Below are 11,424 nucleotides of genomic sequence, written 5' to 3'. Positions count from 1 at the left end.
CCCCAGCGACATCGTCTTGCCGCGCGCATCCCCCCGAAGAAGCCCGGCATCAACATCAACCCCGGCCCCTCCTCGCGCAGCGCCGCGAACCGCGTGCGGATCTTCTCCGCCTGGGGCGTCGCATTGAGCGGGTCTCCCGAACACACCAGCACCTGCCTCGGGTCCACGCTGACGGGCGCCAGGCCCCGCGCCTCCAGCAGCGCCGCGAGCAGCAGGCACGACGCCCGCTCCCCCAGCCCCGACAGGTGCGCCAGCACCGACGGCGAGCACTCCCTCAACAACCCCACGCCCTGCAGCAGCCCCCGCAGCTCCACCCCCAGCGCCACCAGCCCTTCGGCCAGGGGCCGCGTCTGCGCGGGCTTCAGGTCCCCGCTCAGCGTCCTCGCGATGGCGGAGTGGGTGTCGTCGAACCGGGCGCAGGCCTCCTGCACGGACTCGCCCTCCTGCGCCACGCTCGCCGCCTCCACCAGCAGGTTGGTGATGCCCGACACCGCGGACGCCACCACCATCACCCGCTCGGCCTTGCGCGCCTCCTCCACCAGCGCCACCACGCCGCGCATCCGTTCCGCATCTCCGACACTGGTGCCACCGAATTTCATCACGCGCATGACACGGCCTCCTCGCGGAACGGCGGGACTCGGTGGCTGGGGCGGCTCAGGGGAAGCGGCGTCATACGGGTCCTCAGGGGTTCGACGGACGGGTGTGGGGCAACGAAAAAGCCCCGCGCTCGGGAGGAGCGCGGGGCCGGGTTCGGAAGGGGGGACCTGGGGAAGGTCCGCTTCGGAAGTCAGGCGGTCCGCGCTCCGCGAGGAGTCAGGCCGGTGCGAGTGCGAGTCTCGGTCAGGACGGTCTGGACGCGCGCGCCCACGGAGGACGTCGTCCCCTCGTGCCGCTGGCTGTTCCCGCTGCGTCCGACCATGGAGTCCCCATCCTAGCCGCTTCCACGCTTCCAGGTCAGGGGGCAGGCAACCAGCCCCCCGCCCCACGGTCCCCACCGTGGTGCATGGGCCAGGGGCTGCCGACATTGAGCATGTGTGAGCTGTCCCACCACCCTCAGGAGCGACCCATGGCCACCCGCAAGAAGAGCGACACCGCCCACAAGCCCGGCTTCGCCAAGGACCGCGTGGAGCGGGGGCTGGAGGCGGATGACACCAAGCCCCTGTACGCGGACGACGCCAAGCACTCCACCGAGGAGCAGAAGTTCGCCCTCGACAGCGACGGCCCCGTCGGCGGACCCCGCAACAACCCCCAGAGCGTCATGGACGACATCGATGATGAGGAGCGCGAGGAGCGCGGCCGCCTGAAGGCCGAGGCCCGCCAGGAAGAGAACGAGCCCACCCGGGAATGAAAAAAACCGGGGCCCCGACACCCACGTCGGGACCCCGGCTTCAAAGCCACGAACCGAAGCGCTCCGCTACTTGGACGCGGGGGCCGTGTCCGACGCCGGCGTCTCCACCAGCGTGAGCTTGCCCAGGTTGAGCGGCGTCACCTGCTCCTGGATGACCAGCGGGTCGCCCACCAGCACCACCTGCATGGTGGCCGGGTCCAGGTAGGACTCGGCCACGCGCTGCACCTCCGCGGCGCTCGCGTCCCGCAGGCCCTCCACGCTGCGCTTGAACTCATCCATGGGGCGGCGGTGGAAGTAGAGCTGCGCGGCGCTGCCGCCCAGGCCCTCCACCGTCTCGAAGGCGCCCGGGAACGCGCGGATGAGGCCTTCCCGCGCGGCGGCCAGTTCCTTCTCCGTGATGGGGTTGGACTTGATGCCGGCCAGCTCCTTGATGAACTCGTTGAGCGCCGGGCCCGTCACGTCCTGCCGCACGGCCGCGTACGCGGTGAGCGGACCCACGCCCAGGCGCGTGCCCAGGTGCGCGTTGGCGCCGTAGCTGTAGCCCTTGTCCTCGCGGATGTTCATGTTGAGCCGGCTGCCGAAGAAGCCGCCGAACACCGTGGTGGCCAGCTCCAGCGGGTACTCGTCCGGGTGGCCCGCGGCGAGGCCGGGACGGCCCACCAGCACCACCGTCTGCTCCAGGCCCGGCTTGGGCACCACGCGCACCTGCTGACGCGGGGGCGCGGGAGGCGCGGGCGGCGGCTTGGGCGCCACGGCCCCACCCTTCCACCCGCCGAAGTACTTCTTCCCCCACTCCACCGCCTGCTGGAGCGTCACGTCACCGGTCATGACGAGCGCCGCGGCGCGCGGGCCGGTGTTCTTCGTGTAGAAGTTCTTCGCGTCCGCCAGCGTGAGCGCCTCCACCGTCTTCGGCGTGCCCCCGGACGTGTGGCCGTACGGGTGATCCGCGCCGAACACGGCCTGGTAGTAGGCCTGCTGCGCCAGGAAGTTCGGGTCGCCCATGCGGCGCACCAGCTCACCCAGCTGCTGCTTCTTGCGCCGCTCGAAGGCCTTCGCGTCGAAGGTGGGCCGCAGGACGACGTCCGCCAGCAGGCTCATCGCCGCGTCCACGTTGGTCGTGAGCACGCGCGCGCCCACGAAGGCGCCGTCCGGATCCACCGACATCGCGGGCGACACGCCCAGGTCCGCGAACGCGTTGTCCAGCGCCACGGTGTCGCGCTTGCCCGCGCCTTCCAACAGCATGCGGTAGGACAGGTCCGCGATGCCCAGCTTCGCGGCGGGCTCCTGCGACACGCCCGCGGCGAAGGCGATGCCCACGAACACCAGCGGCAATTCCTTGCGCGTGCTGACGATGACGGTGAGGCCGTTGTCCAGCTTCGCCTGCTCGAACGTGGGCAGCACCAGCTCCGGCGGCTTGCCGGGCTTGGGGGGCTGGTCGCGGAACGCCTCCGCGTCCGGCGCGGGTGTCTGGGATTGCTGCGCCGTGGGAGGCGTCTCGGCGGGCGGCGTCTCCGCGGGCTTGGTGGTGGCGCAGCCGGCGACGGACAGCGTGAGGAGGGCAGTGAGGATTCGGCGGTGCATGACTAGCGGGCCTCCTTGCCCGGGGCGGAAGACGGCGCGGCCTTGTTGGCGGGCGGCACCGCGTGCAGCACGACGCGCCCGTCGGGGCGCAGCACGTCGTTGGCGAACTGCTTCACCGAGGCGGGCGTGACGTCCTGGTAGCGCGCCAGGTCCTGCGCGACGTAGCTGGGCTCGCCCACGAACTGGTTGTACGTCTGGAGCGTGTCGGACTTGCTGCCAGAGCCGCCCACGGCCTGCAGGCCCGCCAGCTGGCGCGTGTCATAGCGGGTGCGCGCGCGGACGATTTCCTCCTGCGTGACGCCGTCCTTGCGGACCTCGTCCAGCACCGCGTCGATCTCCTTCTTCAGCGCGTCCGTGGTGACGCCGGGCCGGGCCACCGCTTCGATGGAGAAGACGGACTGCGCGCCCTGGCTCTGCTGTACGGCCTCCACGCTCTGCGCCAGCTGCTTGTCCAGCACCAGCCGGCGGTACAGGCGGCTCGCGCGGCCCGTGCCCAGCGCGGTGGCGAGCACGTCCGCCGTCGCGTCCCCGGGCTTCAGGTACGGAGCGGTGAGCCAGGACATGGTGAGCAGGGGCAGCGTGGCCACCTTCTCGTCGTGGCGGATGACCGTCTCGCGAGTGACCTTCACGGGCGCCACGTCCGGGCGCTTGGGCTTGGGGGCCGACGTCAGCGTGCCGAAGTACTTCTCCACCAGCGCCTTTGCCTTCGCGGGGTCGAAGTCGCCCACGATGGCGAGCGTCGCGTTGGCGGGCGCGTACCAGGTGCGGAAGAACGCCTTCACGTCTTCCACCGTGGCCGCGTCCAGGTCCTTCATGGAGCCAATCACGTTGCCGGAGTACGGGTGCGGCGCGGGGAACAGCGCCTGCCACGCCTTCTCCTGCGCTTCACCGTAGGGAGCCGTCTCCACGCCCTGGCGGCGCTCGTTCTTCACGACCTCCTTCTGCGTCTGGAGCTTCTTCTCCGTGAGCGCGTCCAGCAGGAAGCCCATGCGGTCGCTCTCCAACCACAGCGCCGTCTCCAGCAGGTTGCTGGGCACGGTCTCGTAGTAGTTGGTGCGGTCGAAGCTGGTGGTGCCGTTGAGGTCCGTGGCGCCCGCCTGCTCCAAGAGGCCGATGTGCACGTCGTCCGGCACGTGCTTGGAGCCCTGGAACATCATGTGCTCGAAGAGGTGCGCGAAGCCGGTGCGGCCCGGCTGCTCGTCGTAGGCGCCCACGTGGTACCAGACGTTGACGGCCACCACGGGAAGCTTGCGGTCCACGGAGAGGATGACCTCCATGCCGTTGGGCAGCGTGTACTTCTCATACGGGATGGCCAGGTTTTCGCGGCCGGGCTCCAGCGGCTTCGCCTCGGGGGTCTGAGCGAGCGCCGGAAGCCCCAGGAACAGGGCCGCTGCGGCGAGGGCCTTCAATCGGGACAAGGTTCCTCCACGGTTCAGGACGGTGCCTCGCGCGCTTAGCACGCGCCCCGGGGCCTGTAAGCCGGAAGGCGACCGGGTGGGCTCCCGGGTGCCGGGTGTTGCTCGCCGTGCGACACTGTGGCCATGAGCCTGGAGGTGCCCGCATCCCAGCAGGTCCGCTGCGCCGTCCATCCGGCCCAGCCCGCGGGCGGTACCTGTAGCCGCTGCGGGAGCTTCATCTGCGCGGACTGCGCCACGTCCGTGCCGGGCCTGGGAGCACGGCTGTACTGCGCGGCCTGCGCGGCGCGCTCGGACGTGAACTACCTGGAGGCCCTGCGCCAGCGCTACTGGGGCCGGCGCGATGAATGGGCGTGGGTGGTGGCGGGCGTGACGCTGCTGCTCTGCGTGGGCGCGGCCGCCGCCGTCGCGCAGTGGGGGCTGCGCGCGTCGAAACAGGCGCTGTTCCCGCTGGTGCTGCTGCTGCCCGTACCGGTGGGCGTGGCGTTCTTCCTGGGCCAGCGCTGGGCGCGGCATGCCCTGCTGGCCACGCCGCTGGTGATGGCGGTGGTGGCGGATGTCCTGCACCGGGACGGCCGCTTCCTCTTCTTCCTGTGCGCCGTGCCCGGACTGCTCACCGCGCTGCGCATCCACCGCGACGTGCGCAACCAGCTCTTCTTCCGGCTGCCGGTGTCGGCCGGGTCGCTGAAGCTGCTCTGGGACCTGCGCTTCAACAACCCGATGGCGCGTCAGGCATTGCGGTTCGGTTTCAGCTCGGTGTTCATGCCCCTGCTCGCGCCCATCGCTTGGGTCTGCGGCGTGTTGGCGCTGATGCGCGTGGACCTGAAGGCGACCCCGCCCATCGGCCGCCGGGGCCAGGCCATCGCTGGCCTGGTCCTGGGCATTGTCAGTCCCCTGCTGTGGGGGTTCGTCCTGGTGCCGGTCCTGGACCGGTGGCTGTCCAAGATGGTCTACAAGTAACGGACGGCTTCAGAGCGGGTTGGCCATCGCGGCGCCCCGGGCGCCCTCCAACTGGAAGCTCGAGGGGAGCGCAGCACGCCCGAGGCCCGGGGGAATGGACAGACATTCCTTTGAGGCCTCCATGTCGGCGGACAGCCGTGTGCCCAGCGTGAGGAGGAACCCCGGCAGGAGAGATGCCATGGCAACGCAACGAGTGAGTGACGTGATGACTTCGGACGTGGAGGTCGTCCGTCCGTCGGATTCCCTGAGAGTCGCCGCGGAGAAGATGCGCGTCCTCAACGTGGGCCCCATCCCCGTCTGTGACGGCGACGAGTTGGTGGGCATCGTCACGGACCGGGACATCGTGATCCGCGCGGTGGCGCAGGGGCTGGACGCCGAGCGCACCCAGGTGGCCCAGGCGATGACCCGGGGCGTGGAGTTCGTCTACGACGACGACGACCTCACCCAGGCGGCCCAGAAGATGAGGGCTTCGCAGATCCGCCGCATCCTGGTGTTGAACCGGAAGAAGCGGCTGGTGGGCATCCTCTCCCTGGGAGACGTCGCGGCGGAGCTGTCCGACCAGGAGAGCGGCAGGACGCTCGAGGAGGTGTCGGCACCCTCACAGCCGGCGCAGCCCTGAAGCGGCTACATGCCGCCGAGCTTCGTCTCCAGCTCCGACAGGTCGCGGTGCACGGTGGCGTCCGTTTCCCGCAGGCCCTCCACCTTGCGCACGGCGGAGATGACGGTGGAGTGGTCCTTGTTGAAGCGCGAGGCGATCTCCGGGAAGGAGCTCTTCGTCAGCTTGCGGCTCAGGTACATGGCCACCTGACGCGCGTGCGCGAGCGCCTTGTGACGCCGGTCCTCCTTCAGCGCCTCCACGGTGACCTTGTAGAAGCGGGCCACCTCGCGCTGGATGGCGTCCACGTCCACGGTGCGCTGCGCGGGCAGGATGTCGCGCAGCACCTGGGACGCGAACTCCTCCGTCACCGGCTGCTTCGTGAGGCTGTGCATCGCGGACAGCTTCACGAGCGCGCCTTCCAGCTCGCGCACGTTCTTCTGCACGTGCCGCGCGATGAAGTGCGCCACCGGGTCCGGCAGGTTCAGGCCTTCCTGTTCGGCCTTCTTCTGGAGGATGGCGACGCGCGTCTCGTAGGTGGGCTCGCGGATGTCGGCCATGAGGCCCATGGCGAAGCGGCTGCGCAGGCGGTCCTCCATGCCGGGCACTTCCGCGGGCACCATGTCGCTGGTGAGCACGATGGCCTTGTTGAGGCCGAAGAGCGTTTCGAAGGTGTAGAAGAACTCCTTCTGCGTCTCCTCGCGCTTGCCCAGGAACTGGATGTCGTCGATGAGCAGCACGTCGCACTCTTCACGGAACTTCCGGCGGAAGTCCGTCATGCGGTGCTCGCGCACGCTCTCCACGTACTCGTTCGTGAACTGCTCGCTGGAGAGGTAGACGATGCGCTGGGTGGGGTCCTTCTCCCAGATGTGATTGCCCACGGCCTGGAGCAGGTGCGTCTTGCCCAGGCCGGTGCCGCCGTAGATGTAGAGCGGGTTGTAGTTGTGGCCCGGCCGGTGGGCCACGGCCTGTGCCGCCGCGGCGGGGAGCTGGTTGCTGTCCGCCACCACGTAGGTGTCGAAGGTGAAGCGCGGGTTGAGCCGCGCGGGCCGCATCGAGTTCACCTTCACGGTGGGCGTGGGCGGAAGGTCCGCGGACGGCGGAGGTCCGACGATGACCTCATAGGCGACGCGGCCCAGCGACGGCTCCAGCCGTGCGAGGTGCGTCTCCAGCATGGAGCGGTAGTGGTCATCCACCCAGTCACGGAAGAAGCGGTCGGGAACGCCCAGGACCAGGGCGTTCTCGCGCACCTCCATGGGGCGCATCCGCTCCAGCCAGGTGAGGGCGTAGTGGAGCCCCTCCTGACGGATGGCTTCCAGCGTGCGGGTCCAGATGACGCCGGCACTGGGCAGCGAAGGCGTGGGGGCGGAATGGGCGAGGGCGTTCACACGAAGGCTCGGGGACGGCGCGGATGAAGAGAACCAGCGGGCGTCCGGCGGTGCTAACAGACGGTTCCGGGCTGATCAAGGAACCGGCCTGTAGCACGGATCAGCGGGACGCCCTGGCGGGTGGGGATGATCACTCTCCGTGGATCCGTTTTTCCGCCTCTGGCGTGAGCCGTTCTGGTGGGTTGCGGGAGGTGGGCCGTGGAGCCACCTGAACGGATCCACCGGCCTCCGGACGTCGGGTGCGGGACAGGTGCCGCGCCGGCGGTGCCGGGCCTGCGGCGTTGCTCGGCCTGGGCCCCAGGGCTTACGGGCGTTGGGTGCCCGCCGATGTGCTCTGCTGCGGAGTGGAGTTGCCCGGACCGGAGCCAGGCCCTCCGGGGTTCCCCTCGCGCTCCACCAGACCGCGGAGATTGATGTCGTGCACGTTCCAGGTGCCCCCGCCTCCAGACGGTCCGAGCACAAGGTGACAACTGAGCGGGGTGGGCTTGCAAAGCGTGTCCGCCGATGCCCGCAGCCTCTCGGATGCTTTTCGGGCCTCCGAGAGGTTCTTCTTCGCCTGCTCCCTGGCGGAGTCCGTCAGCTGCGCCGCCAGGAACTTCTCGGCAACCCTGGCCTCGGCGTCTCCGGCTTCGAGCCAGCCTCGATGATAGAAGGCCACCGCCCGCCAATAGAAGTAGCGGTGGTCCCGCACGGTCGTGATGTCGAGGCTGGCCAGCACGTCGAGCACCTTGGCCCACTCCCTGTTCCTGGCCAGGGTCTCGACCTGCAGGTAGGTCGGCGTGAGTGCGTCCTGGGACCATGCCGGCGCGGCGACCAGGAGCGTGACGGTCAACAGTGCGATCCTCATGGCTCGCGGGTACTCAATGCATGGGGCCACCGCTGTAGGGCTCTTCAAAGGGTGCTCCTTCCTGTGCGCCGGCGGCCTCCGGTCGCAGCATGGCGCTGTTCATGCCGCCAAAGTCCACCGTGACGGACCGGTACAACGCCCCGAACACCAGGGCGGCTCCCAGGGAGATGAGGACGAGTCCGGGAGAAGAGGTCTTGAGCGTCGTCGCCGTCCTCACGCCCTTGAGCCGCAACTGGTAGGCGGCCTCGATGCCCGTCAGGGTGAACATCGCCCCGATGACCACGACGACGAAGCCCAGGAAGACGGTGATGTGGCGCATGGTGAGCACGTCCTGGGGACCGGACATCAGCGCGATGTGGCGCATCAATAGCGCTCGATCCTGCGTGTTCTCGGCCTTGCTCAACAACACCCGCGCGGCATCGCCATCGGCCTCGTATCGGCCAAACTGGTGGATGCTGACGGCGGCGATGTACCCTGCAATGGCGACGAGCACCGCCAATAGGACGCCGAGCAGGAACAGCCGCTCGGTGCGAGAGACAACCTCCCTGGCGGGGGCGGTTTCTCCGGCCGTCGCGGCGGGGGCCCTGGTTGTAGCCAGCCCTGGGGCGGGAGCTCCGGCGACAGGCTCGCGCGTGGCGGTCTGCTTCAATGCCGCGCCCAGCTCCGCGACCACGCTCGTCGGGGACGGAGTAGTGGGGACAGACGCTGGCGGTGTCGAAGGTGTTTCTTCCGAAGCCTGACCCGGCCCGTTCATGTCGTTCGTTCTCCTCAGAAGAACCAGGATCCCCGGGAGCCATCAAACCCGGTGCGGTGCGGTCTCCTCAAATGCCGGTGGCATCCCTGTCGATTTCCGGAGGTACGACATGCCCTTCGAGGAGGGTCGAAGCGGTTGTTTTGAGAGGGACCGGTAAGGGCGGCGGTCAAGGCACTGAACGTCCGCCGATTTCCGGAATGCGCTCGTAGGCCCGCAGGAGTGCAGCCAGGTGCGCGCGGTCTCCCAGGTCGAGTGGATCCTCCGTGAGTCGGACCACCCACCCGCCAGTCGCCGTGCGCCGGGCATGTGACAGCAATTCGGCGTCACGCGAAGGGTCCGGGAACCCGATGGCCTTCGCGGCTGCCGCCGACCAGTAGTTCAGCCAGCCCAGGTGCCGCGGAATCTCGGGAGCTGGAATCGCCTCCGGGAGCTTGAGGGCGGGCAGTCCCAAGGGTGGCTTTTCAGGTCCATACCGCTTCGGGCCTGTTGGTCCGCGATGACCTGCATCACGGGAGATGGCGCCAGGAGACCCCACTGTGCGCGGACACCCTCCGCGACGTGCTCCAGCACATCCGCTGCCGCCGCGACGCTGGCCTTGTCCTGCGGCAGCTTCGCGTGGACCTGGAGTTGAGGTTGTCTCCCCGGACTCGAACTGGCGGATCTGCGCAGTCCGGAGATCGTCACGGGGTGGTCTTCGTCTCCGTTGCAGATGAGTGGAAACTCTCCTCGTGCGGCCGTCGTCCGTCGTGAGAGCCGGGGCGTAGACGTTCAGGATGAGGTGGTCGCGAGTCGTCATCGTTCGCACCCCGTGACGACGATATCCAGGTCGTTGTCACTCTCCTTCAGCGCGCCTGCATGCGCGTCAGCTCGAACGCGGTAGGAAACGCGCACCAACTTTCCTTGGCCGGGGCTCGTCTTTATGAGTGCTAGACCCAGGGAGACTCTGCATGCGCGCACTTCTTGTGCTGAGCTGTGTGCTGTTGTGGACCGAGAACGCCACCGCGAAGGAGTTGACCGTCGATGATCGCATCCGCCTTCTCGACGCGATGCACAAGTGCATCAATCTTGAAGTGAAAAAACTGAGGAAGGAGAACATCGAGGCCGACTTGGCTGCGGAGTTCGGTCTCAAGGTCGAAGGTGCGTTCAAGAAGTTGGTGAGCGGAGAAGCCCGGCCCTCCTCCACGGGCAGCGTCATGAAGCGAGTTCGTGAGGAGTTCTACCCGGTCGCCTACGAGAAAGAAGTGCTCCTGGCCATCGTGGATTCCTGTTTCAAGGGAGCCTTCGGCGAACCGCTCGGAGAGCCCAGCCACCCCCAGACAACTCCGCCCATCAAGAAGCAGAAGGAGGCCGTGCCGAGCAAACCGCCGGAGAAGTCGTCCGCCGCGAAGAAGGGTCTCGCGCAAGTTGCTCTGCCCGCGTGGTCGTGCCGTGAACCGGAGGTGTACGTCCAGGGCGACTGCGACCAGGGGGCGCTGGGTGGCAAGAACTTTGGCGCCTTCGTTGCGCGCGGATGGCAGACGTCCACCGAGGGGACGGGACCGGCCATTCATTGCGCCCATAACGAGCCCAACGGGGGGCATTCCCGGACCCGAAGTTGGTGCGCGTCCACAGGGCAAGAGCTGCGGATCGGGATGCACAATGACCTTCTCGTTTACGGTGGATACACGGATCCTCGCGACTGTGGCGGCAGCGACCACTGTCTGACGACCGCGTCCTACAAGGTTCAGACTGGCGGTGCTGATATCCGCATCAACAAGAAGCAGGCAGGTCGATTTGACCTCGTCGTTGATGCCGTGAGCTGCGCGGACACCGCTGGTGAATCCGCCCAGACGCAAGTGGTGCTCAACTACGCAGGAACGCCGCAAGAGGTGAAGTTGGGCGAGCGCATCCATCTGAACAAGGTGGGGCTTGCCCAGGCGCTCTTTGTCGGCGCTGCAGAGAAGTCGAGCGACTGGCCGGGCCACAAGTACTCTGCTCATGGCCGGTGCGAAGTCGTGCTTTCCGTGCAGGAACACGAGCTGCGGAAGCGTAAACCGTCCACCGTCGCACTTAGCTCCTCCGTCGAGCACGTCCCCGGACGTTGAAGCTGAATTCCCAGGCCCAGCTCATGGGACTGCGCCAGGCCGAAAGAAGACGCCGCCCCGAACGGGCGGCGCAGTACGAATCCCCGGTGTACCGAGCCCTCCAGCAGCGGCTGGCGGCTGCCGTACGTCGTCTGCGTCAGCAGAGGGAATGGACGCAGGAGGAAGCCGCGCACCGCTGCGGGATGACAGTGCGTGTCTTCCAGCGCGTCGAGGGAGAGGAAGTGAACCTCACCCTCACTACCATCGCTCGAATCGCCGAAGGCTTCCAGGTGGACCCGGCCGAGCTTTTCAAGGTGGCAAAGAGTCGGTAGGCGCGCCGAAGCGGGAGCCGCGGGGTAACCCTGGTAGGTTGGAACCCTGGAGGTCCTCCCAGACGTGTCCTACTTTTCATGTCGGCTTTCGTTTCTGATGCTGCTGATAGCGGGAAATGCCGTCGCTCAGCCCTCCCCTCC

At 68.1% G+C, this 11,424-nt stretch carries 11 protein-coding genes and 1 pseudogene; 5 read left to right on the top strand and 7 right to left on the bottom strand.

Features of this window, described 5'->3' with window-relative positions; genetic code table 11:
- The coding region (locus tag D7X32_RS39885; protein WP_439329046.1) for an amino acid kinase family protein at window positions 1–608 on the bottom strand (608 nt) is incomplete at its 3' end.
- A gap of 458 nt (window positions 609–1,066) precedes the next feature.
- Here D7X32_RS39885 and D7X32_RS39880 point away from each other — a divergent pair.
- Complete coding sequence (locus D7X32_RS39880; protein ID WP_120607752.1) at window positions 1,067–1,348, top strand: hypothetical protein; 282 nt, start codon at window positions 1,067–1,069, stop codon at window positions 1,346–1,348.
- Window positions 1,349–1,414: 66 nt separating this feature from the next.
- Here the strand turns inward: D7X32_RS39880 and D7X32_RS39875 are convergent, their stop codons facing one another.
- Window positions 1,415–2,929, bottom strand: coding sequence for a M16 family metallopeptidase (locus D7X32_RS39875; RefSeq protein ID WP_120607751.1), 1,515 nt, complete (start codon window positions 2,927–2,929; stop codon window positions 1,415–1,417).
- A gap of 2 nt (window positions 2,930–2,931) precedes the next feature.
- Complete coding sequence (locus D7X32_RS39870; RefSeq protein WP_120607750.1) at window positions 2,932–4,338, bottom strand: M16 family metallopeptidase; 1,407 nt, start codon at window positions 4,336–4,338, stop codon at window positions 2,932–2,934.
- A 132-nt stretch (window positions 4,339–4,470) separates the two neighbouring features.
- Here D7X32_RS39870 and D7X32_RS39865 point away from each other — a divergent pair, with 132 nt between their 5' ends.
- Window positions 4,471–5,304: a B-box zinc finger protein gene (locus D7X32_RS39865; RefSeq protein WP_120607749.1), complete on the top strand. Its 834-nt coding sequence runs from the start codon at window positions 4,471–4,473 to the stop codon at window positions 5,302–5,304.
- A 178-nt stretch (window positions 5,305–5,482) separates the two neighbouring features.
- Entirely contained in the window at window positions 5,483–5,923 is a 441-nt protein-coding gene (locus D7X32_RS39860) for a CBS domain-containing protein (protein ID WP_120607748.1), read from the top strand.
- A gap of 5 nt (window positions 5,924–5,928) precedes the next feature.
- Here the strand turns inward: D7X32_RS39860 and dnaA are convergent, their stop codons facing one another.
- From dnaA to D7X32_RS47275, 4 genes and pseudogenes are all read right to left on the bottom strand, one after another.
- Entirely contained in the window at window positions 5,929–7,287 is a 1,359-nt protein-coding gene (gene dnaA / locus D7X32_RS39855; protein ID WP_120607747.1) for a chromosomal replication initiator protein DnaA, read from the bottom strand.
- A 304-nt stretch (window positions 7,288–7,591) separates the two neighbouring features.
- A complete protein-coding gene (locus D7X32_RS39850; RefSeq protein WP_120607746.1) occupies window positions 7,592–8,134 on the bottom strand; it encodes a hypothetical protein in 543 nt (180 codons plus the stop codon).
- Between the two features lie 13 nt (window positions 8,135–8,147).
- A complete protein-coding gene (locus D7X32_RS39845; RefSeq protein WP_120607745.1) occupies window positions 8,148–8,807 on the bottom strand; it encodes a hypothetical protein in 660 nt (219 codons plus the stop codon).
- 247 nt (window positions 8,808–9,054) lie between these two features.
- Window positions 9,055–9,614, bottom strand: a pseudogene (locus D7X32_RS47275) (DUF5953 family protein); the annotation flags it as partial.
- Between the two features lie 221 nt (window positions 9,615–9,835).
- Between D7X32_RS47275 and D7X32_RS39835 the strand changes: the two are divergent.
- Window positions 9,836–10,972: a hypothetical protein gene (locus D7X32_RS39835; RefSeq protein WP_120607744.1), complete on the top strand. Its 1,137-nt coding sequence runs from the start codon at window positions 9,836–9,838 to the stop codon at window positions 10,970–10,972.
- Window positions 10,969–11,283 (top strand): helix-turn-helix domain-containing protein, encoded by a 315-nt coding sequence (locus tag D7X32_RS39830; protein ID WP_147450456.1) that lies wholly within the window; start codon window positions 10,969–10,971, stop codon window positions 11,281–11,283. The genes D7X32_RS39835 and D7X32_RS39830 overlap by 4 nt, the downstream gene beginning before the upstream one ends.
- The last annotated feature ends 141 nt before the right edge of the window (window positions 11,284–11,424 follow it).

Source organism: Corallococcus carmarthensis, from assembly GCF_003611695.1.
In the GTDB taxonomy this organism is placed as follows: Bacteria; Myxococcota; Myxococcia; order Myxococcales; family Myxococcaceae; genus Corallococcus; species Corallococcus carmarthensis.
Note: the sequence above shows the minus strand (reverse complement) of the source record. Positions and strands in the feature narration are given on the sequence as shown.

Bases quoted from the DNA above. Each gene is read 5' to 3' on its own strand.
- D7X32_RS39880 (WP_120607752.1), top strand. From the start codon at position 1,067: ATGGCCACCCGCAAGAAGAGCGACACCGCCCACAAGCCCGGCTTCGCC.
- D7X32_RS39875 (WP_120607751.1), bottom strand. From the start codon at position 2,929: ATGCACCGCCGAATCCTCACTGCCCTCCTCACGCTGTCCGTCGCCGGC.
- D7X32_RS39865 (WP_120607749.1), top strand. From the start codon at position 4,471: ATGAGCCTGGAGGTGCCCGCATCCCAGCAGGTCCGCTGCGCCGTCCAT.
- D7X32_RS39860 (WP_120607748.1), top strand. From the start codon at position 5,483: ATGGCAACGCAACGAGTGAGTGACGTGATGACTTCGGACGTGGAGGTC.
- D7X32_RS39850 (WP_120607746.1), bottom strand. From the start codon at position 8,134: ATGAGGATCGCACTGTTGACCGTCACGCTCCTGGTCGCCGCGCCGGCA.
- D7X32_RS39835 (WP_120607744.1), top strand. From the start codon at position 9,836: ATGCGCGCACTTCTTGTGCTGAGCTGTGTGCTGTTGTGGACCGAGAAC.